The 25880-nt window shown below is 49.8% G+C and carries 16 protein-coding genes and 4 pseudogenes; 5 read left to right on the top strand and 15 right to left on the bottom strand.

Translation table 11 applies throughout. From position 1 onward, the window contains the following. Positions 1–46 precede the first annotated feature (46 nt). Positions 47–1540 carry a PQQ-binding-like beta-propeller repeat protein gene (locus JCM10914_RS14690; protein ID WP_023962218.1) on the bottom strand — a complete coding sequence of 498 codons (1494 nt, stop codon included), beginning with the start codon at positions 1538–1540 and terminating at the stop codon, positions 47–49. A gap of 285 nt (positions 1541–1825) precedes the next feature. Here JCM10914_RS14690 and JCM10914_RS14685 point away from each other — a divergent pair, with 285 nt between their 5' ends. Next, positions 1826–2572, top strand: coding sequence for a class I SAM-dependent methyltransferase (locus JCM10914_RS14685; protein WP_023962216.1), 747 nt, complete (start codon positions 1826–1828; stop codon positions 2570–2572). 771 nt (positions 2573–3343) lie between these two features. Here JCM10914_RS14685 and JCM10914_RS14680 read toward each other — a convergent pair. The 14 genes and pseudogenes from JCM10914_RS14680 to JCM10914_RS14615 form a co-directional block, all read right to left on the bottom strand. Further along, positions 3344–3832 carry a cation:proton antiporter regulatory subunit gene (locus tag JCM10914_RS14680; protein ID WP_023962214.1) on the bottom strand — a complete coding sequence of 163 codons (489 nt, stop codon included), beginning with the start codon at positions 3830–3832 and terminating at the stop codon, positions 3344–3346. Positions 3833–3913: 81 nt separating this feature from the next. Next, a pseudogene (locus JCM10914_RS14675) lies at positions 3914–5133 on the bottom strand (cation:proton antiporter). A 192-nt stretch (positions 5134–5325) separates the two neighbouring features. Beyond that, positions 5326–5928, bottom strand: coding sequence for a response regulator transcription factor (locus JCM10914_RS14670; RefSeq protein ID WP_023962208.1), 603 nt, complete (start codon positions 5926–5928; stop codon positions 5326–5328). Next, entirely contained in the window at positions 5925–7058 is a 1134-nt protein-coding gene (locus JCM10914_RS14665) for a sensor histidine kinase (protein WP_023962206.1), read from the bottom strand. The genes JCM10914_RS14670 and JCM10914_RS14665 overlap by 4 nt, the downstream gene beginning before the upstream one ends. A 34-nt stretch (positions 7059–7092) precedes the next feature. Then, positions 7093–8172 (bottom strand): fatty acid desaturase, encoded by a 1080-nt coding sequence (locus JCM10914_RS14660; protein WP_023962204.1) that lies wholly within the window; start codon positions 8170–8172, stop codon positions 7093–7095. 130 nt (positions 8173–8302) lie between these two features. Then, positions 8303–9301, bottom strand: a complete 999-nt coding sequence (locus tag JCM10914_RS14655) for a Gfo/Idh/MocA family protein (RefSeq protein ID WP_036718356.1) — start codon at positions 9299–9301, stop codon at positions 8303–8305. A 61-nt stretch (positions 9302–9362) separates the two neighbouring features. Continuing rightward, positions 9363–9821 (bottom strand): thioesterase family protein, encoded by a 459-nt coding sequence (locus JCM10914_RS14650; RefSeq protein ID WP_036718309.1) that lies wholly within the window; start codon positions 9819–9821, stop codon positions 9363–9365. Positions 9822–10150: 329 nt separating this feature from the next. Continuing rightward, positions 10151–11833 (bottom strand): ribulokinase, encoded by a 1683-nt coding sequence (locus JCM10914_RS14645; RefSeq protein ID WP_023962198.1) that lies wholly within the window; start codon positions 11831–11833, stop codon positions 10151–10153. A gap of 47 nt (positions 11834–11880) precedes the next feature. After that, positions 11881–12894: a LacI family DNA-binding transcriptional regulator gene (locus tag JCM10914_RS14640; protein ID WP_023962196.1), complete on the bottom strand. Its 1014-nt coding sequence runs from the start codon at positions 12892–12894 to the stop codon at positions 11881–11883. Positions 12895–13125: 231 nt separating this feature from the next. Next, positions 13126–14120, bottom strand: a pseudogene (locus JCM10914_RS14635) (ABC transporter permease). Then, positions 14117–15606 (bottom strand): annotated as a pseudogene (locus JCM10914_RS14630) (sugar ABC transporter ATP-binding protein). The pseudogenes JCM10914_RS14635 and JCM10914_RS14630 overlap by 4 nt, the downstream one beginning before the upstream one ends. Positions 15607–15754: 148 nt before the next feature. After that, positions 15755–16876, bottom strand: coding sequence for a sugar ABC transporter substrate-binding protein (locus tag JCM10914_RS14625; RefSeq protein ID WP_023962185.1), 1122 nt, complete (start codon positions 16874–16876; stop codon positions 15755–15757). Positions 16877–17255: 379 nt separating this feature from the next. Then, on the bottom strand, positions 17256–17891 hold the full coding sequence (locus JCM10914_RS14620; RefSeq protein WP_023962184.1) for an SGNH/GDSL hydrolase family protein: 636 nt from the start codon (positions 17889–17891) through the stop codon (positions 17256–17258). Between the two features lie 168 nt (positions 17892–18059). Further along, the gene (locus JCM10914_RS14615; RefSeq protein ID WP_023962183.1) at positions 18060–19811 is read right to left on the bottom strand and encodes an ABC transporter ATP-binding protein; all 1752 of its coding nucleotides are present in this window, start codon (positions 19809–19811) and stop codon (positions 18060–18062) included. A gap of 134 nt (positions 19812–19945) precedes the next feature. On the opposite strand from JCM10914_RS14615, the gene JCM10914_RS14610 reads away from it, so the two are divergent. The 4 genes and pseudogenes from JCM10914_RS14610 (at position 19946) to JCM10914_RS14590 (ending at position 25849) form a co-directional block, all read left to right on the top strand. Next, on the top strand, positions 19946–21388 hold the full coding sequence (locus tag JCM10914_RS14610; RefSeq protein WP_023962182.1) for an ABC transporter permease: 1443 nt from the start codon (positions 19946–19948) through the stop codon (positions 21386–21388). A gap of 13 nt (positions 21389–21401) precedes the next feature. Continuing rightward, a pseudogene (locus JCM10914_RS14605) lies at positions 21402–22909 on the top strand (ABC transporter permease). 76 nt (positions 22910–22985) lie between these two features. Further along, positions 22986–24809: an ABC transporter substrate-binding protein gene (locus tag JCM10914_RS14600; RefSeq protein ID WP_023962180.1), complete on the top strand. Its 1824-nt coding sequence runs from the start codon at positions 22986–22988 to the stop codon at positions 24807–24809. 482 nt (positions 24810–25291) lie between these two features. Further along, positions 25292–25849 carry an alpha/beta fold hydrolase gene (locus JCM10914_RS14590; RefSeq protein WP_023962179.1) on the top strand — a complete coding sequence of 186 codons (558 nt, stop codon included), beginning with the start codon at positions 25292–25294 and terminating at the stop codon, positions 25847–25849. The last annotated feature ends 31 nt before the right edge of the window (positions 25850–25880 follow it).

Genomic DNA, 25880 nt, shown 5'->3' with positions numbered 1-25880 from the left:
CTTCCTCCCCACTTTATAATTCCATACGGCCTTGCCGGTTTTAGGATTATACTTCAAGCACGCCATTCTGTTCAATGAGTACATACGAATCATTCGAACTTTGATTATGTAAACGGTGCCCCTTCGATAGCGTCTTTTTCCATAGCTGCTTACCGGTATCCTGATCCAGGACGCTCAGCACACTTTTAGTTCCATTCATGTCCAACCATTCATTCAAGATTACAACGTCTGCCGCGGCCGTCATCGTGAGGCCGAATGCGTTCTTTGGCTTAACCTCCCACAGCACCTTTCCATCGGATAATCGGATATGTCGTACCCTGGCCTCATAATCCTTAATGGCTGGGTTGTAAGCCGAGAACATCGTGACATGCTTCCGCTCCTGATCCGCAACAGCCGTATACCAGCCAAAACCAGCGTCCTCCTGCCACAACTTCTTACCGGTGCTACGATCTATCGCATACAGAGAAGAATGATTGTGCATTCCGCTGAACCCGCCATCATCTCCCTTTACAAGCAGGACGCCCTCGTTTGCTTCCAGCAGGAACGTAAAATTCAGATTACCCTGATTTCTCCATGCAGGCGATGCCTCGATCGTCTTCTTCGGCGGTATAACAGCAAAGCTATATGTAAACTCGTAATCATCGCCAGGACTGTAACGCCGTTCATACGCCCCCGTGGTAGGAATGATCCATTCGCTAGCGGTAAGCTTACCCGACGATGAGAAGGTGACGGTAAAATGCACATCGCGCGCTTCATACCTCCAGGTTTCCCCGATGACCATCGGAAGGTTGGAGTTCTGCTCCTGATTTGTTGAAGCCTCCTTGACTTGTGGCTCACCCAGCAGTTTTTTCACATAAGAGGCGTGGGTGCCTTTCTTGAATAGAAACTCTGTTATGTTGCGTACCACATCAATGGACACTTCAGAGTTTCCATCGAGTAGACCGTTAGGTACCGTCTTCTTGCCTGTAATGTCCTTCCCCTGCACCCACATCAATGCCGGACGGTAAATATAATAGTCTTCCTTCCATTCAGCCGGGCTGACCAGAACTCCATACCAGTCCTTCCACTGTGCTACGACGGTAAGTGACGTTCCTGCTATGGACACGGGCCATTTCAGCCCGCTTCCCGGACTCAGATGCACGCTTGTACGATTGTTCATCTTAAGTGACACCGGCAATATCTCCTTTACCTGCCTAGCTGCCTGTGACGCATACCAAGACGGAACCCAGATGGTACCCTGGCTGTCCGACTCAAGCTGCGTCATCTCTCCGTTCACGGAGCTAATCCGGTATGTCTCGCCTTTGCCTCCATAATAACTGACCTTCAAAGCCTGAAGGTTGCTGCTGCTGGTCAATCTATCCGGGAACAATGCCGTACGCTGTTGAAGCGTAACACGTTGGCCGTTCTTCAGACCCGAAGCCGCTTCAGCATACGTGATATGTTCGCTCCCCAAACTGTGGGAACCTGAAATTCCGGCAAGCATCACACCGAACATGATGGCGGAAATACCGACCTTTCTCATTGAAGAATGTAAGCCCATAGCTACCCATCCTTTCGATAATCAGAACACTCATATTGTAAACGCTATTATGAGGCAATTTGTTCCAAATATCAAAGATATTTTGGCTTGATGCCTAGCCGTTTCTGCAAGTACAATAGACATAACTTTTCCAGGGTGGAGGTGAATGGGATGTCATACCGTATCATTCGAAGTAACTAGGGCTGGCTGGGATCCATAACGGTCAGCCCTATTAGGCTCTTTTATTAGAATGGTGTCCAGTAGTGCATCCTATTTACTTTTATTAAGAAAGGTTGATCTTCATTTATGAATTCACAGGAATACAAACAATTTTACGATGATGTAGGAACTTTAAACGGCTGGGACTTCAGCCAAGTCAGATGTATCTCAGAAGGTACGTCGTGGAATTTCTTCGATCAGGTAAGCAAAGTATGCAATACGTCCGACATCGTACTGGATGTCGGTACAGGCGGAGGGGAAAGTTTGATCTCAATCGCACCTGGCGCAGCATTCCTGATTGGAATTGATCTGAGCCATGCCATGATTCAAACGGCCAAGCAAAATTTATACTCATCTTCAACCCGTAACGTACGTTTCATGCAGATGGACTCGGAGCAGCTTCAATTCCCGCCCGGATTGTTCAACTTAATTTCATGTAAACATGCCCCATTCCGTGCCTCGGAAGTAGCAAGAGTATTGACTGATGATGGAATATTCTTGACCCAGCAGGTTCGGGAATGTGATAAATCCAACCTGGCTGCAGCCTTTGGCAGAGGACAATTCGCGAACCAAGACGGTACATTAAAGGAGAGGTATATAACAGAACTGGATCAAGCAGGTTTTCGCCAGATAGAGTATGTCGAGTATGACGCAGCGGAATATTACGAACGTGAGGAAGACCTCATCTTCCTGCTCAAGCACACGCCAATCATTCCCCATTTCGGACAAGATGACGAGGATTTCCGCATCCTGCAGCAGTTCATCGAAGATCATCGAACCGAGCAAGGGATTCGGACGAATGCTGCACGATTTATGATGATAGCTCGTAAATAATGAAAAAATCACCCTAGCCGTTCATTGGATACCAATAACTCATACCTGCCCGACCTTACACACAAAGAGCGCTCAAGGGATTCCCTTGGCGCTCTTCTCTCAGCATAATCGATCCGCTATCCACCATCAGCTTTTGACCGGTCATGTAATCGGCGTCGGCACTAGCAAAAATACAGCTAAGTGACCGATGACGTTGATACCATCGGGCCCCATTCATTGGCAGAGACTAGGAAATACCATCTTTCTCTTGCGGGTTCTCGTAGTTTTTTAACGGCATCTGAAACAGCAGGACAGAGGTTCCGCTATTGGGTTAAATCAGCACGGTTTTGCCCCCTTCGCGGACAAGAGATCCGTTATCCACCAAAAACGGGCTCGATATCACCCCCTTTTGCGTTAATAACGGATCCTGGGTCCGCAAACACTCAATGTACGCACCACATTCACCTTATAAGCGCATCTGTGTCCGCTAAGAAATTCGGTGTTGTGCACATGCATGCCAACAATGCCATGGAAAGAAGGTGTTCGCTTTGGAGTTAAAACAACTGCAACTTCACAATCCAGAAATCAAAGTCGTACACCTGAGGAATCCTACGCCTTCTCAAGACATTTGTCTAATCTACCGCAGCGATAGATACGTCGGATATGCCATGCGCACGTTCATTAAGGCGCTAAGAACCTACATTGAGTCGGCTATCCGTCATGCGAAGTCTTCATAGAAAAAAACGCCCTTTCCAAAAAACAGAAAGGGCATTTCGTCATTTTCAAATACATTTAACCGTTAACGAGCAGTTCCTTGAGTTCCTTGATCTGTTTACGCTCACCGGCAAGAACCAGCGTGGAGTTCTCCGTCAAGATATCACCCGGACCGGGGTTGATCTTCTGCTCGTTGCGCTTCACGATCGCCAAGATGTTGGCGCCTGTTCTTTGACGAACCTCAAGCTCGGCAATGGACTTGCCAACGCATTTGTAATGCGGTTCAATACGGGACCATTCGATGATCAGGTCTTCCAGCGTCACCTCAATCGTCTCGAGGGCTTTCGGTTTGTATGTCATACCGCCGATGATGCCGGCAATTTGTCTTGCTTCATCGTCCTCTAAGGTAATCTGGGAGATCGTCTCGTCCGGATTGTCATCCTCGAAATGGTAAAGCTCTCTGCGGCCGTCGTCATGAATGACAACAACCAATTTGTCTCCTGATCGCGCTTGTATAAGGAATTTCTTCCCGATACCCGGCAGGTCAGATTCGCGAATAATGCTCATGTGTAAATCCTCCGTTCTGGGGTTTCAATTACTAGATTATATAGACTTGGGAGCAGAAAGTAAATCATCTCGGGTAAAAGGTTATGCTTTCCTTTTTTTCACTTTGTCCGTTGGATCGCTCCATTTGAATATCTTATTCACGGTCCCGTACACGCGTTTAGATTCTTTGGCAAGAAGCGGCCCAAGTATCGCAAGTATAAGAACGTATAGGGCGGAGAATGGTTTCAGAATCGCGGACAAGCCACCAGCAAGTCCCAAATTAGCCACGATAATCGTAAATTCACCCCGCGCCATAATGGTTAATCCGATATTTAGTGATGATTTGTGCTGTAACCCGGCCTGGCGTCCTGCTATCATACCGGCAAACACGTTGCCAATAATCGTGAGTGCAATCGCGCCTAAGGCAAGCCAGAGCGCATCTCCGAGCGTGGTCGGATCGATACTGAGACCGAAACTGAAGAAGAAGATGGCCCCGAAGAAATCTCGAAACGGAATGACGAGTTGCTCAATCCGTTCACTGTGATCTGTCTCCGATAAAGCGAGACCGAATAAAAGCGCACCGATCGCCTCGGCGACATGAAGTGTTTCTGAGAACCCCGCAATAAAAAACATGACTGAGAATACAACGATAATAAAAATTTCGCTTGACGTTATATTCAGCAGCTTATTCAATATTGGCGGTCCTTTTCTCGCGATAACGAAAAACAGCAGCATATAACCTATCGAGATACTGACCGAGATGATGGTAGCCCCTACCGAGCAGAGCCACCTAAGAGAAGACCTGACATAATCGACAGAAATACCGCGAGAAATATGTCATCGAACAGGATGATCCCGAGAATAAGCTCCGTCTCCGAATGACCAGTACGCCGCAGATCTACAAGGACCTTTGCCACGATCGCACTGGACGATACGGACAGCATCCCGGCGATGATCAACGTCTCGTACAATGGCATACCGATCAGAAAGCCATAAGCGAGACCCAGGACAAAGTTCAATAATACATATACGGAACCACCTATGACAATGTTTCGTCCAGATTTGATCAATTTTTGAACAGAGAACTCAAGTCCCAGATAGAATAGCAGAAACAGGATACCCATCTGTCCCAGAAAATCGATAATACCCTGACTTTCAATAAACTTCAAGTCAATGATCCCAATCGTCGGTGCATGAGGTCCAACAACCATCCCGAGTACGATCAGAAACGGTATAATAGAGAACTTAAGCTTACCTGCAATGAGGGAAGCTATCGCAACCAGCAGCAGCGCCGTTCCAACTTCAAACATCATATGTCCCATTATGGTCGTTCCTTCCTCTTGCCAGGATCATGAGCGTGTCCTGGTCCATGACATGAAATTGAGATTGACTACATTATTCCCAATTCACGATACGGTATCCAAAAAAGCACGCTTGTCCTATCCCCCTAGAAACGACCAAAAAAGCGATGCCAGCCGGAGAATTTCCAGCGCATCGCTTACGATTGACTCATGTTATTTAAACCAGCCTTTATCTTTGAATCGGGTGATCGCTTCAATCCGATTGCTAACCCCGAGCTTATCGAGAATGACCGAGATGTAATTCCGGACTGTACCTGTCGTAATAAACAGCTCACTTGCAATCTCCTTCGTGTTCTTCCCATCCGCAATCAAGCCGAGTACTTCTTTCTCTCTTTCAGTCAGCGGGTTCTCCTCGACGGTATATGCTTCGTCCACCAGCTCTGGCGCATAGATCCGCTTACCAGCCATAATGCTTCGAATCGAGGTTGCCAGTTCCTCGCTTGGACTATCCTTCAGCAAATATGCATTAGCTCCTGCCTTCAGTGCACGCTCGAAATAACCTGGTCTTGCAAAGGTGGTCAAGATCATGACTTTCGAGCCGCTGCCCCTCAGTTCCTCGGCTGCTTCAAGTCCGTTCATAATGGGCATCTCAATATCCATGATGCATATGTCCGGTTGGTACAGCTTCACCAGCTTGACGGCATCTTTGCCGTTGCCGGCCGTTCCGACAACCTGCATATCCTCCTCAAGATCAAGCAAGGAAGCCAGAGCTCCAAGCAGCAAACGCTGATCTTCAGCAATCACAATGCTGATCATAGTCCAGCCTCCTTATCCGGGTGTCTGAGTGCGTTCGGCACTCGAATGATAAGCGTAGTCCCCTCACCTGAACGGATTTCCAAACTTCCGTTCACGAACTCCAGTCGTTCTCTCATCCCTTGCAGTCCATTCCCGCGGTTTAACCGATCAGAAGAAACCCCGATCCCGTTATCCTTCACGGTGGTGACCAGATCGGTTTCGGTAGATTCAACCGTGATGTGGCAAGCCGAGGCGTTGCTATGCTTGACGATATTATTGACCGCCTCTTTCAGGCACATACTGATTACATTCTCATTCATCAGGGTGAGCTTATCCGGTTCGGTGGTACCCTCAAACGCAAAATCGATCTCGGCTACCTTGAGAATCTGCTCGATTCGAAATATTTCATCTGTCAGCCGAGTTCCGCGCATACGCGTAACCATCTCACGCACTTCCTTCAGCGCGGTCCTGGCCGTCTGTCGAACGTCATTGATCTCCGATTGGGCTCGTGTGGGATCGCGACTAATTAGCTTTCCGGCCAAGTCACTCTTCAAACCAATGAGCGAGAGCTTCTGACCGAGTGTATCATGCAGATCTCGCGAGATCCGCTGACGCTCTTCCAGCTTAACCAGCTCGGATATCCGTTTATTGGCGTGCTCCAGTTGATCCTGCAACTGATCATTCTTGTTCCGGTTATAGGTTGTGACCGGCAACAGAATGACGCCCGCCACGCTGACCAGCACAAAAGGAAGCTGTGTTATAAAGAACGGATTTCTGGTTAATAATCCGTAGTTCACCGTGATCAAAGTGGTGACCAGATGAATGGAATAGAGTGTGAAGAAGCCAGCCTTATTCTTGATGTTCCCTATGAAAAAAGCCAGAAACAGCGAGAAGTACACATATCCGAACAACAAGGACATCGTGATCGATATTAAGATCTGGAGACTCGTCCAGAAATAAACGATCCATCCCTTGGACACGAACGACAACACGTAGAACAGAAAGAACATGACGATCATCACAACGCCGATGACGACCTGGTAGGTTGACGTCGACCTGAAGATGAAGTAGAACGGCAGAATATAAAAGACAACCCATACATAAGGGCTCAGCCCCGTACTTCTATGAAATATCTGATACCACTTCTGCATGGAGTCCCACCTTTTTTACTGCTTATTCTATTATTTATTCACCCTGAACACGAGGTCTGGGGGAAACGACGGCCGAAGCCTCGGTTGTCGGTGCAGGAGCGGACATGGCCATGCGGCGCATCTGCTTCGCATCCTTGAAACTGACGAACACCTTACGCTCCTCGTCCCACAGACGGAATCGAATGGATTTCAGGCTGGATTTCAAAGTAATCGTTGTCGCCTTCTGAAGCGGTGGTGATGCTTCATGGGCTTTTTCCAAATTATAGTTAGGTACCTTCGGGCTTAAATGATGCACATGATGGAAACCGATGTTGCCGGTAATCCACTGTAGCAGCTTCGGCAGCTTATAGTAAGAGCTTCCCTCTACCGCGGCATTAATATAACTCCATTCTTCATCGTGTTCAAAGTAAGAATCCTCGAATTGATGCTGAACGTAGAACAGCCAAATTCCGAGCATGCCGGAGAAGAAGAAGATCGGAGCCTGAACAAGCAAGAACGCTTGCCAGCCGATGGCCCAGCATAACACGGCATATAACACAACAATCGCCACATTCGTCACATACGTATTGATCTTCTCCTTACGTCTTGCACCTTTGCGATTAAAACGGTAGGAGAACAGGAAGATGGCAATCGGTCCAAGACCGAACATCACGATTGGATTACGATACACCCGATAGGAAAGGCGCTGCCAGAATGAGGCTTGATTATATTCCTCTACAGTCAGAACCCACATATCGCCGATTCCGCGCTTGTCGAGGTTGCTGCTTGTTGCGTGATGAATAGCATGCGTGTTTTTCCATTGCTCGTATGGACACAAGGTAATTACGCCCGTAATATTACCCAGAAGTTTATTGAAGAACCGATTCTTCAGGAACGACTGATGACAACAGTCATGGAATATGATGAAGGTACGAACAACAAACCCCGAAGCGACCAGAATAATAGGAATCGTAAGCCAATACGAAACGGATAGGCTCAAATAGGCGGCATACCATAATATGATCAGCGGTAGCATCGTGTTGACCAGTTGACGTATACTCGCCCTCGTATCAATTTCTTCAAAAGGAGCTACGTTCTTCTTTAAGCTGGACAATTTGTTGTCGGTCTTCGCCATGGGCTGTCTTCCTCCTCGAATGTAAGCGCATCAACGCATGATCAGCGTACGCACTTGTCTGACTTTAATTATAGACGGAGCCCTGAGCATCCCGTAAGTCATAAACGTCATTTCGAGGGTATGACAAATATCATATATCCGTTCGTGAATCCGCTGGATAGGCAAGCCCCATCTGCTTTCTGGCTTCCTCCATAATCTCGGCGGTAATCAAGGAATTGGCCAGCGTATTGGTTGTACTCTCCCGGTCACCACACTTGATCAGATCTATGAATTCTTGAGCTTCATAATACATCGACTCGTGTGTCTGGAGCTGAGTGACGTTCTCAATCGTCCCATCCCGATAATGAATTCTCACATCATAAGGCTGGTTGATCTTGTCGATGACCATGGTCCCGTTCTCTCCCTGAATTTCGGCCGGGGCGTAGGATTGACTGATTTTGGAATGCATAATGACCGCGTCCATCTCCGGATACGAGAGCAGCAAACTTCCCTCACCATCCACGCCGGAAGATAGCAGTAAGCCGTTGGCTTTCACTGATTCCGGTTTACCGAACAGCGTTACCATCGGATAGAGGCAATAAATGCCCAGATCCATTAGGGAACCGTTGGAATAGACCGGATTGAATGCGTTCAGAACAGTGCCTTGCTTGTACGCGTCATAACGGGAGGAATACTGACAATAGCTTGCAAAATAACGGCGGATCGGCCCCAATTTATACAGATTATCCTGTATCGTCTTGAAATTCGGCATCAGTGTGGATTTCAGCGCTTCCATCAACAGCACATCGTTCTTCCTGGCTGCTGCGATCATCGCGGATATCTCGGCTGCATTCGAGCCCATCGGTTTCTCGCATAGTACATGCTTGCCGTGATTCATGCACAGAATCGCTTGATCTACATGATAGGAATTCGGACTGGCGATATAAACCGCATCAATCTCAGCCTGCTCCAGCATCGTCTCCAGATCGGTATAGACCGGAGGGTCGGCGTACTTCTCCCCGAAAGCCTTGCCTTTCTCCTCTGTGCGCGAATAGATAGCAGACAGAATGAACTCCTCACTCTCCAGTGCCGCTTGAATGAAGCGCTCTGTAATCCAGTTTGTGCCGATGATGGCAAAACGGATGTTCATCACAAAATCCCTTCCTTCCTCGTTATCGATACGATTGGAACTCTCCATTGCGTCTGTTACTCTAGAAGGACCTGCCTTCAAACGTCGAGATCGCCTCACGGGCGGTCTCCGGAATCGGCGTGCTCTTGCCTGTCGCAGTATCGACCAGCACAATGTTCCCGCGGCCAGCTGCTTTAAGACGATCTTCAACGACGATCGCATACTGTACATCCATCGAGGAGCGCCCGATCTCGGCTACCTTGACGCGCAGCTTCATCTGATCCTTCAAATACAGTTGGGCTAGGTATTGGCATTCTAAGTCGGCGACGACCGATACATACTGATTACTGAACAAAGACTCGATAAGGCCAAGATTCTCGAAGTATTCAATTCTGCCCTGCTCAAAGTACATAAAATAACTTACATTGTTGACATGGCCCAGCATGTCCGTCTCGCAGTACCGGATTTTTATCGGAATTTCGAACCGAAAGCTGTTCATCCAAGTCGCAGAATCGGGTAGTACGAAGGTAGGCTTCTTCATGATGAGTCCCCTTTCACTTTAATAGGAGGGTAATGGTATGTACGTGCACGATAAAAATGCTCTCTTACAAGGATAAAGAAAACAAGTTCTGCCCGTCAACACAAGAAACGATAAAAACCGCTCTAACCTGCGAAATATCGCCAAGTCGAGCGGTTTATCTTCATTAGATACCTTCTAGGTAACTTCCCGTTTGTCATTGCCGTGAAGCTTAGGGAACAGCACATGCGGCTCTGCCTGATACCAAAACGCCGTTGACGCGATATCGCTTTGCTGCTACAGATGTCTTCCGCCCGGAGCCCAGCCTAAAACCTGAATCGTTACGCGCACATTCAGGATTTACGATTCGTTACATCAGTCCGCAACGCCTTCAACCGCTTCAACGTCATATTCCCGCCCCGGCCGAAATAATCGTGAAGCTCCTGGTACTCTCTGTACAATCGATTATATATCTCTACGTGGGATTCAATAGGTTGAAAAGTCTCCTCCCTTACGCGAGCCAGCGCATCCGCAGCTTCTACAATCGAATCAAATCCGCCTCGGGCTTTGCCTGCTGCCACGGCACCAAACATCGCGGCACCGAAGGCCGCCGTCTGGATCGTATCCGCAATCTTGATCTCTTTCCCCGTGACATCGGCATAGATTTGCATTAACAGCCGGTTTTTCTGCGGCAGTCCACCACAAGCGTACAGCTCTTGAATGTCCACGCCGCTCTGCGTAAAGGCTTCTATGATTGCCCGCGTCCCAAAAGCCGTGGCTTCAAGAAGCGATCGGTAAATATCCTCCGGCTTGGTCTGTAAATTCAGGCCGAGCATGACGCCGCTTAGATCAGCATCCATCAAGACGGAACGACTGCCGTTCCACCAATCCAGCGCGAGCAGTCCGCTCTCGCCGGGAGCGCATCGTCCCGCAGCTCTCTCAAGCCACTCGTGAACACTAATGCCTTCCTTTGCAGCGTCACTGTGAACATAATCGGGTGCCGCCTGCTCCACGTACCACGCGAAGATGTCACCCACTGCCGATTGCCCCGCCTCATAACCGTAGTATCCAGGTATTATTCCATCTTCAACCACACCGCAGATGCCTTCTGCCATCACTTCCTTATCACTGATCAATAAATGGCAAGTCGAAGTCCCCATCGTCAATACTAATTTACCGGGGGTCACCACACTGACGGCCGGCACCATCGCATGTGCATCGATAATACCTGTAGCCACCGCTGTACCCGGTGCCAACCCCGTCAGCGCCGCCATGTGGTCAGTCACCCCTCCGGCTCTTGCACCGAGTGGTTGAATCCTCCCTCTGAGCTTCGTATCGGCCAGATCTTCCAGCCTTGAATCAAGAGATCTGAGAAATGCCTTGGAAGGGAAGCCTTCCCGCTTATGCCAATTGGCCTTATACCCTGCCGTGCAGCTGCTTCGCACTAACTGACCTGTCATCTGCATGACAATCCAATCGGCAGCCTCCATGAACAGAACAGCTTCTTCATATATTTCCGGGGCCTCGTTCAGAATCTGCCAAGATTTCGCGAGCATCCATTCCGAAGATACTTTGCCGCCATGCCGGGCGAGAAATTTCTCATCCCGCGCAAGCGCCGCCTCATTAATCCGGTTCGCCTCCTCCTGCGCAGCGTGATGCTTCCATAGCTTTACCCAAGCATGCGGATGATGCTTCCACTTCTCCATCAAGCATAATGGCGTGCCGCCTGCATCGAGTGGCATCATCGTACAAGCGGTAAAATCAACCCCGATCCCGATCACTTGATCCGCCTCGATCCCGGCTTGAGCAAGGACATGAGGAATAGAACTCTGCAGTACTTCAATATAATCTTCGGGATGCTGGAGCGCCCAGTCATAACCAAGCCGAATATCCGAGTCCGGCAGTGTATCCTCTATGACTCCATGCCTGTACGGGGTTACATGCGTAGCCACCTCTTGCCCTGTGGAAAGATCGACTAACAGCGCTCTTCCCGATTCTGTCCCATAGTCAACACCAATGGCATATAGCTGCTTCATGTCCTGTCGCCCTCCTAAATACTATCGTAATGACAAACGGTTCGAACCTACGGAAGCTGCTTAACTTCGTGACTGTATATTTCATGGACGACATCCGAGCTGTCGCTGCCTCCATCGCGAATTCGACTGAGCAGGATTTCGCCGGCCTTGCGTCCCATTTCGTACGGATGCTGATCGATATAAAACAGACCTGAATTTTGCAACAGCAGCCCCGCCTCCACCTCTCCGAAAGAAGCAACCGTCAACTCCCCTGGAATACGCAGATTATGATGGACGATTTCAAGCAGAACCCCAAGGCTCATGCGATTATTCAGTGATATAATTGCTGTTGGCCACTCCTGTCTGCTCGCGTTCAAAAAATATTTGACAGCCTGAATTCCATCCCCTGCCGAGAACCGGCCATTGAATACCATAGGCTCGGCATTCAATCCGAATGCTTGCATGGCCTGAAGAACACCTTCAAATCGTTCCCGGCCAGTGCTTGTCGTGGTCGGGCCGTTAACGACGCCAAGTCGCACATGTCCTTGTTCCAGAAGTTTGCTTGTTAGATGGTAAGCTCCGTTTGCGTTGTCCTCAACAACCAGATCCAGCCTTTGGTTCATTTCAACTGAATCGAGTCTTCGGTCCACCAGTACGACCGGCAGCCCGGAATCAACCAACTGCATTACAACTGCATCATTTCCTCCGGCGGTTGCCAGCAAGATCGCATCCACACGTTTCTCCTGCAGCAGCTTCAACAGTCGCTTCTCCTTATCGCTATTCTCGTCGGAGCTGCAGAACATTAACTGGAACTCTTGCGGGCCGACTACATCTTCAACCCCGCGTGAAACTCCCATAAAATACGGGTTGGAGATATCCGGCACGATCACGCCAATCATGAACGTCCGGTCTTGCTTCAAGCTTCTGGCTACAGCACTTGGCCTATAGTTCAGGCGATTAACAGCGGTCAAGACACGCTGCTTAATCTCCTCGCTTACATAATCGGTTTCATTTAATACTCTGGAAACTGTGGCGGTAGAGACGCCAGCCTCAGCAGCCACTTGTTTAATCGTCGCCTTCATCAACCCAGCACTCACCCCATATTTCAGCGTTATCAAATCCTCATGTAATCGTTTACGTAAACGGTTACATGAACAGACTACAAGAAGATAAAGGTATGTGTCAACCCTCTTTTTTGATGTTTACAATCAAGCTTCCAACCTATGTTCTCGTCAAAAAACCGCCCTGCTAAACAGATTGCATCTGCAAAGAGGACGGATTATACGAGAGTGGACGGCATTCCGCTTGAGGACTTACTGCCTTCTTTTGTAATACGTCAAAGCTAGGGCTAGTGCCAGAACAGACCCTTTCACGATATCCATCGCATAGTAGGGCACGGACAGCATGATCAGGCCATTTTGCAAAATCCCGATCAGGACTGCACCGACAAACGTCCCCAGCGCGTTTGGCTTGCCCGCACCGAATACGGAGTAACCGATGAAGGCCGCTGCCACGGCATCCATGAGATAGGGCCCGCCCGAATTCACCTCAGCTGACATGACACGCGCCGCCAGGATAATTCCGCCAATCGCCGCAAATAACGCGGATACGAGGTAGGCAAGCAACCTGTATTTGCTGACCGGAATACCCGACAGGGCTGCGGCTTCGCGATTTCCGCCGATCATGTACATATAGCGGCCATGCTTCGTATAGGTCAGGAACAGATGCACAACCAGGACAACAACGATCATAATAACGATGATCCATGCACCTGTCCGATCTTCTCGAACATCGCCGGGATTTTGCCGGTAGCAAAGTCGCCGCTTGGCATGATCATATTCTGCGATACGGTAGCGCCACGGGTATAGGTAAGGGCAACCCCTTGGAAGATGAACATCGTTGCGAGTGTCATTAACATGTCGTCAATCTTGAAGTTAATGACCAGGAACGCATTTACGAGCCCCACGGCCAGACAGAACAACAAGGTAAGGCCGATGCCGATACCAATGTTCTGACCATGCCAGACGAACATCGAAATCACGAGCGCATTCGCCAGAGACGCTGTTGAACCGACCGAAAGGTCGAAGCCGCCAACGGCCAACGATACGGTTAACCCTACTGCAATAATCGTCACAATCGAAATGGAGCGAAGGATATTAATGATGTTGCTTGGGTTCAAAAAATTGTCTGCTACCGTGCCAAAAAAGATAATCAGCACAAGCACCGTAATAAGCGTACCGTATTTATACAAGAAATCCAGTGCAAAACTACCCTTCGCCTTCTCTTGAACCGGTCTTGCCGTAGTCATGTCAAGTCTCCTCCTGTGCAATAAAGCAATAATTCCTCTTCATCGGTCGTTTGCGTAACAAGTTCTTTCGTGATGTTGCCGTCGTACATGACGTACACCCGGTCGGTGATCCCGATGATTTCAGACAGTTCGCTCGAGGCGTAGAGAACACATTTCCCCCGCTTGGCCAGTTCAGCCACCAGATTGAATATATCGCGCTTCGCCCCTACATCGACGCCTTTGGTCGCTCGTCAAATATGTACACATCCGCCTCCGCCAGGAGCCACTTCCCAATCGCAACCTTCTGTTGATTGCCGCCGGAGAGGTTGCCTACCTTCGTTCTTTCTCCAGGTGTCTTGATCCCTAGACGCTGAATCATGTCCCTTGAAGCTTGTCTTTCCTTGCCGAAGTGAAGCCACGATCCCCACTTGGAAAAACGGGACAAGACCGCCGCCGTCAGATTAACCGAGACGGATTCGGCTACGAATACGCCCTCACGTCGCCGTTCCTCCGGCACAAGTGCAATGCCTTGGCGCACCGCATCATGCGGAGAATGGACGCGAAGCACCTTCCCCTTCAGCGAAATTTCACCCGTCGAAGTCGGAGCCGCGCCAAAAATCGCGCGACACAGCTCGGTCTTGCCAGCACCAACCAAGCCAGCCAGCCCGACGATCTCCCCTTGGCGAATATGCAGATCCACGCCGTGAATCTTCCCCTTATCCACCACATTTCGCACATCGAAGCACACCTCCCCAATCTCCCGTTCAATATGGGGAAATTGCTGCTCCATCTTGGCTCCCAGCATATATTCAACGACCTTGGATTGTGCGATATCAGCCATGCGGCCATGCTTCACGAGGCGGCCGTCTCGCATGATCGTAATCTCATCGCATATCGCATAGAGCTCCGGTAATCGGTGTGAGATAAAAATTACGCTCACCCCGTCCCCTTTCAGCTTCCGAACGAGTTTGAACAACTGCTCCGTCTCGCTATGGCTCAGCGGTGCGGTCGGCTCATCCAGAACAAGGATGCGGCACTGCGTCGAGATCGCTCTTGCGATTAATACCATTTGTTTCTCGGCGAGCGTCAGCTCTGATATCAGCTTTTTACTCGGTATCCGGATATTCATCCCTGCCAGAATGGCGGCTGATTCTTCGTGCAGCTCCTTCCAGCGGATCAGCTGACGCTTGCCCATATCGTGGACCGTTCGGTTTAGCATGATATTCTCGCCAACGGTCAGATTCGAGATCAGCGCCGTGTCTACCTCTTGATAGACGATCTGAATGCCCAGATCCTTCGCTTCCTTCGGCGTGCGAATATGTACTGGCTTCCCTTCAATCCAGATTTCGCCTTCGTAATGGTTATAGGCACCGGAGAGAATCTTCATCAGCGTGGACTTCCCCGCTCCGTTCGCACCAATCAACGCATGCGCCGTACCGGATACGGTCTGAAAATCCACGTCGGTTAGCGCTTTAACCCCTGGAAAGGAAATAGAGATTCGTTTCATTTGAAGTAAAGGGGCCGCGCCCCGATCCGTGTCCGGCGCTTCGGCAGATGTGCTTACAGTTCCCATAGTCAATCGTTCCCTCCCCCTTCAAATAGGATAGGGCGCCCTTATCGGTAACCGACAAGAGCGCCTGATTTAGTTAGCTTAATTATTTACCGTTAGCTTGCTTCAGTGACTTCATCCAGTCTTCCTCAAACTCGCTGCTAGTGCCCCAGCTTGGAATGATGTCGGCCAGATTGACCATATTAACAGCTTCGGAAGCACCTTCGATAGCAGAACGCTCGATCAATACGGGCTCCAGATTATACGTGGCCGGCGTATCCTCGCCAGCAATCTTCTTCGCCAGCAGGCGTACATTAATGGCTCCAATCATCTTCGGATCAACCGCAGCCGTTGCCACCCAAGGGCCATCTTGCTTCTGAATCAGCTCTAGATCCGCGTTGGATACGTCAATACCGTAAATCTTGACCTCCGTCCGTCCCGCTTCTTCCAGTGCTCGGGCCGCTCCGATCGCGAAGGCATCCCAAGTGGCGAAGATCGCGTCTATCTCACCCTTCGGATACTTGGTCAGAATAGCGGCTACCGCATTTTGCGTGTCCTGGGACGTCTGGTTGCTGGCGACGCCGTACCGCTCCAGTTCCTTGATTCCCGGATTGTTGCTCAGCGTTTCCTGGTATACGGCGTTACGACGCACCATAGGCGGAAATCCGTCAACCCATAAGTAGAGAATATTGGCCTCCGGACCTTGCTCTTCAATCAGCTTGTCCAGCGCCAGCTTCGCCAGTAGCTCGTCATTCTGTGAAGTCAGCGTCACACCATCGATATCGCCCAACTGCGGAAGAGAGTCGAAGGTAACAACCGGAATCCCCTTCTCGGTTATCTTCTTCACGTCTTGCACCGTTGCCGGATCGTCACCGTGTGAAATAATGAACCCGTCATAGTCGCTGTCAATCGCTTGCGCGATAGCATCATGGAACTTAGCCGAATCGCCGTTAGCGGAGAAGGTGTCGACCTTGAAGCCAAGCGCCTCTCCCTCTTGCTTCGCACCGGCCAAGAATTGCGCCGTATGATCGTCGCCGCCGATTTTGCGGACGACCATCAATTTGACCGGATCTTTCTCGGCAATGCCCGCCGGCAGGTTCTCGACCTTGTCCGACAGGTTGCCTCCCGTCGTTCCTCCGCCACTTCCCGATTCGGCGCAACCGCTCAAAATCACCATGAATGCTATAATCAGCATCGTTAGTTTATGTACTTGTTTCGTGCCTTTCATGTTTCTCTCCCCCTGTTTCCCGTAAAAGGACTATTAATACAAGTAATCCTATAGGATTTAAATGTAGTCGTCAACCATTTTATTTTTCGCGTTAACGCGCTGCACTGTGCGGGTGCTGGCGAACCTTAACCATCAGACTGAAGCGTTATGGTTATGGTAAGTCATGATTGCAATGACCGCTCCTAAGGATCGTTTGGCCTTTAATATGTATCGGACACTTCATACTCGTTTTTCATATATTTTGACATATTATATGGGAAATTCTGCGATATGCCTAGCCCCTTGCGCATTTTCTGTCGAATTGCGGCAAAAAGCCATGGTCATCGGATTACGACCATGGCTTTGCAGCTTACACCTTTTGTTCTACACCTTGTCCGAATCAGTTCACGCTAATCCCCATCGTATCCAGCCACGCCTTGGCAATCAGACCATGGCCTGCCGGGGACGGATGGACGCCGTCCGGTGCCCAATAAGCAGCCTCACGCCGGGCGGACGCTGCTGCGAACAAGCCGTCCAGCGGCACCAGCAGCGCTCCGTATTCCACCGCCAACTCGCGAACCGCATGGATTTTCGGATCGAGATCCTCACGCCAGGCTCTGCGATCTTCCGGAACCGGAACCACGAAAGGCTCCACTAGGATCAGCTTCGCGTCAAGCGCTTCCTTCGTCCGTTCAAGCAGTTGACGATACCCCGCCTTGAAATCCTCGGCACTTGTAGCATCTCCGCTATCGTAGCGGCGCCAGGTATCGTTGATCCCGATATAGATCGACACCCAGTCCGGCTTGAGGTCGATGCAATCCTCCTGCCACCGATGATTGAGGTCAACGACACGGTTACCGCTAATTCCTCTATTTAGAAAAGTCACGTTCAACTCGGGATATTTCATGCCAACCAGTGAATCTACCAATAAAGGATACCCATGTCCAAGACTCGCCGAGTAATTCCGGTCACGTCCGCAATCGGTAATGCTATCCCCTTGAAATAGTACGATATCTCCCTGCTGTAAAGTGTTCATTATTATCCTCCTTCATTAAATGCGTGAGAACGCTTCCTTCATTTATGTATTTGCCGTTCAGAGTCCAATTCCTTTTTTTCGTTCGTAAGATTTCAATGAAAAATGGTAATTAAAAAAGGCTTACCCTGCAGGTTAAATAAACCTAAGGATAAACCTTTTGCGATTAAGTTAAGCCCCCGTCGGCACGGCTACCCAGTGGCCTTCAGATACTTCCACGAGCTCCGAGCGTTCCAGATTATATTTGTCTTCGCCGGTGCGCTCGTCGAGCAGCACCCGCTTCTTCTTCGATTCCACCTTCGGATCAGGTACGGGAATCGCCGCTAACAAGGATCGGGTATACTCATGCTGCGGGTTCGAGTACAGTTCTTCGCTTTCGGCCAGCTCCACGATTTTGCCCATGTACATGACCGCAACGCGATCACTAATATGCCTCACCATGGACAGGTCGTGCGCAATAAATAGGTAGGTCAGTCCCAGGCGGTGCTGGAGCTCCTCCAGCAGCTTGACGATCTGGGATTGGATGGACACATCCAGCGCAGAAAGCGGCTCATCGCACACGATGAATTTCGGTTCCACCGCCAGCGCGCGGGCAATCCCAATCCGCTGGCGCTGGCCGCCGGAGAATTCATGCGGATAACGCGTGGCGTACGCCGGATCAAGACCCACCATATCCAGCAGCTCTTCCACCCGCCGCTTGCGTTCCTGCTTGCTGCCGGTCAGCTTGTGTACGTCCAGCGCCTCACCGATAATATCGACGACCTTTAGACGCGGGTTGAGCGAAGCATACGGATCCTGGAAGATCATCTGCATATGGCGGCGCATCGCTTTCATCTCCGAGGCTGACAAGCGGTTCACCGACATGCCTTGGTAGAGCACTTCTCCACCGGTCGGCTGATGCAGGCGCAGAATCGCCCGGCCCGTTGTCGATTTGCCGCTGCCCGATTCGCCAACCACCCCAAGCGTCTCGCCTGCTTGAATATGGAAGCTGATATCGTTCACCGCTTTGAGTACGTTCCCTTTGCCCATATCGAAGTACTGCTTCAGCGATTTCACCTCAAGCAGCGGACCTTGATAATCCGTGCTCGGCACAATCAACGGCGCCGGCTTTACCTTCTTCTTCTCGTCTAGACGAGGAAGGGCGTTGAGCAGCTTCAACGTATAAGGGTGCTGCGGATTCTCGAAGATCTCCTCCGTAGTTCCCGTCTCTACGATCAGGCCGTCCTTCATGACGGCCACGCGATCGCACATGCCGGCCACTACGCCTAAATCGTGCGTGATCAATATAATAGAAGAGCCGAATCGCTCCTGCATATTCTTCATCAGATTCAGAATCTGCGCCTGAATCGTTACATCCAGTGCCGTTGTGGGCTCGTCCGCAATCAGCAGAGCCGGCTGGCAGGCCAGGGCAATCGCAATCATGACACGCTGGCGCATGCCGCCTGAGAACTCATGCGGATATTGATTGTAACGCGTCTCGCTATTCGGGATGCCTACCATCTTCAGCATATCGAGCGCCTGCTGCTTCGCTTCCGTCTTAGATAGCTTCTGGTGCTTGACCAGACTCTCGGCAATCTGCTCTCCAATTCGGATGGTCGGATTAAGCGACGTCATCGGATCCTGAAAGATCATGCCGATGTCGCGTCCACGGATGCTCTCCATCTCTTTCTCACTCTTGTCCGCCAGGTTCTGGCCGAGAAACAGGATCTCGCCATCCTTCATCAGCGATGGAGGCGATGGCAGCAGCCGCATGATCGAGCGAGCCGTAACGCTTTTACCGCTGCCGGATTCCCCGACAATGCCGAGCGTCTCTCCTTTTCTGACGTCAAAACTGACGCCTCGAACCGCATGAAATTCCGAATCACGGGATTGAAAGGCGACGCTCAAATTTTTAACTTGTAAGATCGGTTCGGTTGCCTCCAAAATTGTTCACCTGCCATTATGCTTTTATGTCATTACGTGCATACTATAATCTATTGACTTTTAAAATAGGCTAAAATAAAATATACTATATCAATCGGAATAATGCAATTTGGAACAAGGAGGAAAGACATCTTATGAAGGGGACGGAAGCAGCAGCACGCGGCAGTCTCATCAGCACAATTAGTAGGACCTACAGTAAGATTCTTCTGAATCCTTCTTATAGATACTTACTATTATTATTAGGAGCACCCGTCAATATCGTGGTCTTCCTATTTTATGTGTTTCAGCGACGGAAGGACGACTATGTTGCGGCAGAGAATGCGATTCGCAGCAGAATGCTAGCCGAAGGTTACCTGGATCGTCTCCGCGACGAGGTCGCCCAGCAGCAAAGGCGCAAGCATCTGTTCTTCAAGCAGAAGATCGGCGAGCAGCAGCTGAAGCACGAAGTCGAGACGATTGTAAAGGCAAGGTTCCAAGAAGCGTTGAGGGAATCAACCCATAAGGAACTGCAGCTGAACAATCAGAAGCGCTTGACGATGGCCGACACGTTCGCGTGGCTGATCGAGAAGCCGCTATTTTTTATTATATCCCTCATTCCGGGATTGTTCATGTATATTCTTATTTTTCTTTATGGTAATCCTTATCTTAAGTATATCCTTGAACGGCTTGTCATGACGATCTTCGTTATTTTCGGCGTGGCTGTGCTCGTGTTCACGATTCTGCATCTGTCCCCGTTCAACCCCGCGGCCAATATTCTCGGGGAGACGGCAACGACGGAACAAATCGCGAATTTCAACCGCATGCACGGCTTGGATCAGAACTATATCACGCAGTTGTGGAACAACATTAAAGGCATTGCCTATTTCGATCTCGGCAAATCCTTCTCCGGCAATGAGGATATAACATCCAGCATAGCCCGGAAGTTTCCGATTACGCTGACGCTAACCGTCGTGTCGCTGATCATTGCCATCGCGATCGCACTGCCGATCGGGATTATCTCGGCTACGCGTCCGAATTCGTTTTTTGATTATTCGTTTATGTTTGTCGCTTTGCTCGGATTGTCCATTCCGAACTTCTGGCAGGGCTTGATCTTTATCCTGAACTTCTCTATCAAACTGCAATGGCTGCCTGCAACCTTCAATCCACAGAATTGGTTATCCATGATCATGCCGGTCATCGTGCTGGGAACGGGACTTACCGCTTCCGTGGCCCGAATGACGCGTTCCTCAACACTTGAGGTCATTAATGAAGATTATATGATCACAGCCAGAGCCAAGGGACTGACGAAGCGCACCGTGCTGATGAAGCATGCCGTACGCAACGCAATCATTCCCATCATCACGGTCATCGGACTTCAATTCGGCGGAATGCTCGGCGGATCGGCCGTTACGGAGAAAGTATTTAATATTAGCGGTATCGGAAGCTACATCGTGGACAAGCAGTTTATTCCGGATATTCCAGCCATTATGGGCGGCGTCGTCTACACCGCCATTACGATATCGCTCGTCAACGTTATTATTGATATCTTGTACGCCTTCTTCGATCCACGAATCAGGTCCAAGATGAAACAATATTAAAGCAGGTGTACTCATGATCAAGAAGCTTCTATCGAAACAGGAAACCGCACACCAGCTGAAATCCTCTCACGAGTACAGTCAAGCCAACTTCACTTGGGTGATATCGTTGACGTTAACGGTCATCCTGCTGCTGAACAGCTTCGATTTCGCTGGGGGAACCATTAAGCCTTGGGTATTTGCGGCCTTCGCCGCTTACGCCTTCTTTACCATCATTCAAATCGTCATTACGCTGCTGATTCGCAGCGATCTGTTGAAGCTGGGAGAAATCAAACGCTCTACCCGGATTCTCGGCTACATTCAGTTATTAAGCCTGCTTACCGGTAATTTATTTACCGTCACATTCGGCTTTAACCTGATTAAGAGGAATAGGCCGCCTGAGTATACCATCGCTGTCTATATGTTCTTAACGCAGCTTTATGTGATTGCCATATCGGCATTGAATCTGTTTAAGCCTTATGTATCGAATACGTTTCTGCCGGCGATGGGCTTGCTGCTCGTCATTGCCGCTATTTATCTGATCACGTTGCTGCTCGTAGCCAAGTTTGTCACGTCGAACTACACGCCGCGCGGCATGACCTGGCTAGCGCTGCTGATCATTGTTACGGCTGTGACCGGCAACATCTTTGCCTTGGTGCTCGGTATTAATCTGCTGGCCAAAATTCGCAAGCAAGGCAACCCGGCTATGACGCGTTGGAGCGACGTTTGGGTGAAACTGACCAGCAATATGACCGCCATGTCGGGACTGTTTTTCGTCATCCTGCTGTTCTGCTTGTCCGTGTGCAGTCTGTTCACGTTCGACTACAGTATGGCGATCGATAACAATTACAGCGCCATTCTTCAGCCACCGAGCCTGGCCTATCCGCTGGGAACGGACAACTTCGGACGGGACCTGTTCTCCCGAATCGTATTCGGCGCTCGCATCTCGCTCATTGTCGGTTTTGCCTCGACGTTGATTCCGGTCATCATCGGAGGCGTTCTCGGTGCGATATCCGGCTACTACGGCCGTCATACCGATAACATCATCATGCGTCTGCTGGATATTCTGTACGCCATTCCAGGCATTCTGCTGGCGATTGCGATCATCGCAGCCTTCGGGGCTAACACAACGAATCTCATTCTGGCGCTAAGCGTAGGTGCAATACCTACCTATGCCAGAACGATGCGCGCGAATGTGCTGCTGGTCTCCACCTTTGAATATGTCGATGCGGCCAGAGCCTTCGGTTCCAGCAACTTCTCGATCATCTTCAAGCATATCGTTCCCAATTCCCTTGCCCCGATGATTGTTAAATCTACTTTAACCATCGGCGCAGCTGTAATCTCGACTAGCAGCTTAAGTTATTTGGGACTGGGCGTAGAACCGCATATTCCGAATGGGGGAACATTCTTAAGATCGGCAGCACGTATCTGGAGACCCATTCGTACTTGGCCATCTATCCTGGCCTTGCCATTATCGCTCTGGTGCTGTCCTTCAACTTCCTTGGCGACGGATTGCGCGATGCACTCGATCCGAAACTGGATTAAAGCGCCAGTATATAAGACACACTAACATTGGTTTCAATAAAATTTATATATATACACAACTCAGGAGGGTATCAACATGAAAAAAAGTTCCTTGCTGTTACTGTTTCTCTCGCTTGTCATCGTACTGGCTGGATGCAACGTAACAACTAAAGATGATGCACAGCCGCAAAATCCGCAAGAACCATCGGATACGGCTGTAGATAATTCCGCAGTCACCATTGAACTGCTAGGTATGAGCTCAGGCGAGTCCGATATCAACATTATCCGTGACCAGCTTACCAAGAATGGCTTCAACGTAAAGCTGAACCTGCAAGCAGACTACGGCAGCTTCAAGGCCCAGCAGGATGCCGGCAACTATGATGTCGCCTTGTCGAGCTGGACCACCGTTACAGGTAACCCGGACTATGCCGTACGCTCCCTGTTCAAAACCGGCGGCGACTACAGTATCCTGGCCGATGAAGAAGTAGACAAGCTGATCGACGAAGCGGCTACACAGACGCCTGAAGAAGCTGTTGAGACATACAAGCAACTGGAGCAGCGTCTCGTAACAGACAAAGCCTACATTGCACCGCTATACATCTCCTTGAAGAGCCAGGCTCTGAACAAGGATGTGCTGGACGAGAAATCCGTGCGTCTATCGAAATCTCGTTCCCTTCCATGGGAAGCCGTTGATTTCAAGGACCAGTCCAAGCGTGCTACCCAGCCATTGATTCTGTCCCAATCCGTCTCGGAGTTGACTTCACTTGATCCAATCAAGGGAAATGACGGCTCGATCAACATCATTAATACGAACATGAACGTAAGACTGATCAACCTGACCGATGATGACAACATTACATCCGAAGGATCGCTTTCTTACAACCATGCGATCGCAGAAGGCAATTCTGAATACTACTTTATTCTTAGAGACGATATCAACTTTGCCAAAATCACGAACAAAAAAGCCGAGGATTCCGGCGAGCGCGTAGGCGCGGACGACGTTATCTTTGCCATGAACCGCGCGAAGGACAAAGACTCCGTGCCGGATCATCGTACGTACACGCTTCACGAGCATATCAATACCGTTGAGGCTGTAACAGATCTGAGCGCGCTTGAGAGCACAAATGTATCGGGTGGCAGCAGCACGATCAAGGCTGCACTGGAAGAAGGTCTGGATACTCCGATCGCTTCTCTGGTAAGTGACAAGAACCAAGCCAGCACGGCAGAAGGCAAGTATCAGGTCATCAAATTGACAACTACCGAGCCGTTCCCGCAAGTTCTGAACTACCTGGCTCACCAATCGGCAGGTATTGTCTCCAAGAAGCAGGTCGAGGCCATCAACACCTATGATGTAGCGAACTTCGACGTGAACAAGGACATCCCTTACGGTGACCAGAACACGGTAACTGAAGGCGACCGTTACAACAACACCTTGTTTGCAAGCGGTCCGTACATTTTGTCGCACAAGAACGATTATGAAGCCACTTTCTACAAGAACCCTGGTTACATGAAGGGTACGGAGAACGAACCTAAGATTGAGGAAGTCAAAGTACGCTTTATCAAGGATGCCGACAGCACCCTGTCCGCCCTGCGCAGTGGCGAGATTCATCTCTACTACGGCGTGCCTGAAACGAAATACGACGTCGTTGAAGGGGACAGCAAGCTGAAGCTGCAGACGATTGAGAGTAATGCCGTATCCTACCTGCTCTTCAACACGAAGAACCGGGATGTAGCGACAAGCGACGATCTGAGAAGAGCTGTGCTCTACTCCATCAACCAGGATGAGATTCTGGCGTACTACAACAATAACAAGATCAAGGCTTACTCCACCGTCAGCCCGATCGTCAAAACCGGCAACGAACTCGTAGCCGACCCGGCGAAGGTGAAGGAATTCTTGAACACGTATAAAGCAAGTAAATAATGTTAATGCGGCCGCCCGCAAGATGCTGTTCGAGCATGTTGCGGGCGGTTTTTTGTGCGATTGCTCACTGCTGCAAGCTAAACAGCTTATTTCGAGATTTGCATAGGTGTGGTGTGAGGGAGCCAGGTTAATGGCCTCATGGGCATGAGGTAAGTGTGGGAGCAACATTCCTGAGCTTTGGCGGACAGAGGTTCCGCTATTCCGCCAAATTGATGCTGTTTTGCATGTCGCGCGGACAGGAGATCCGTTATTCACTGAAAACGGGCTCGATCCCACCCTATTTTGCCACAATAACGAATCCTGTGTCCGCGATCGTTCATTATATCCCCCGAATCCGATGAATAAGCGCATCTGAGTCCGGGCATCGCTTCATGTTGGATAAGCAGAATCGCTGGTTTATTGACAATCGTAGCAATTCCTAAGAAACCTGACCGATTCCCTCATGTTATGATGGCGATATCAAAAATCAGGAGGGGAAATGCATGAAGAAACAAGTTTTATTCATTCATTGTGCTGGGGTGCAAGGACCTTCAGACGGCAGCAATCCGCTCACGGCTTGGTTAATAGAAGCGCTCGGGGAAGGGTATGAAGTGATCGCTCCCCGCATGCCGGATCAAATAGAGTATGCGACATGGCAAAACCAACTTGAGGTAGAAATGGACAAGCTCACTGGTGAGGTAATTCTCATTGGGCATTCCCTTGGAGGCACGGTTCTTGCAAAATATCTCTCGGAAGCTTCGCCGAAGATCAAGGTCAAATCGCTTCATTTGGTTGCCTCGCCATATTGGGGTAGGGATCCCGATTGGCAGAACGAGGGGTTTACTCTAACTAATTCGTATCATGCGGATTCGCTGTCCGCTTGTCCCGTTTACATCTATCATACGCAGGAGGATCCCGTAGTTCCCACTGCACACGCGGAGCATTACCTGGAATACTTTCCGCATGCCACACTTCGAGCGTTGGCGGGTCAGGATCATTATTTTATGGAAGGACTGCCTGTTCTAGCGGAGGATATGAGGGTAATATCGATGAGTTCATAGTATCCACACAGCTCGTGACTAGATTTGCTCA

The sequence above is a fragment of the Paenibacillus sp. JCM 10914 genome, from assembly GCF_001315105.1.
Taxonomy (GTDB): domain Bacteria; phylum Bacillota; class Bacilli; order Paenibacillales; family Paenibacillaceae; genus Paenibacillus_AQ.
Note: the sequence above shows the minus strand (reverse complement) of the source record. Positions and strands in the feature narration are given on the sequence as shown.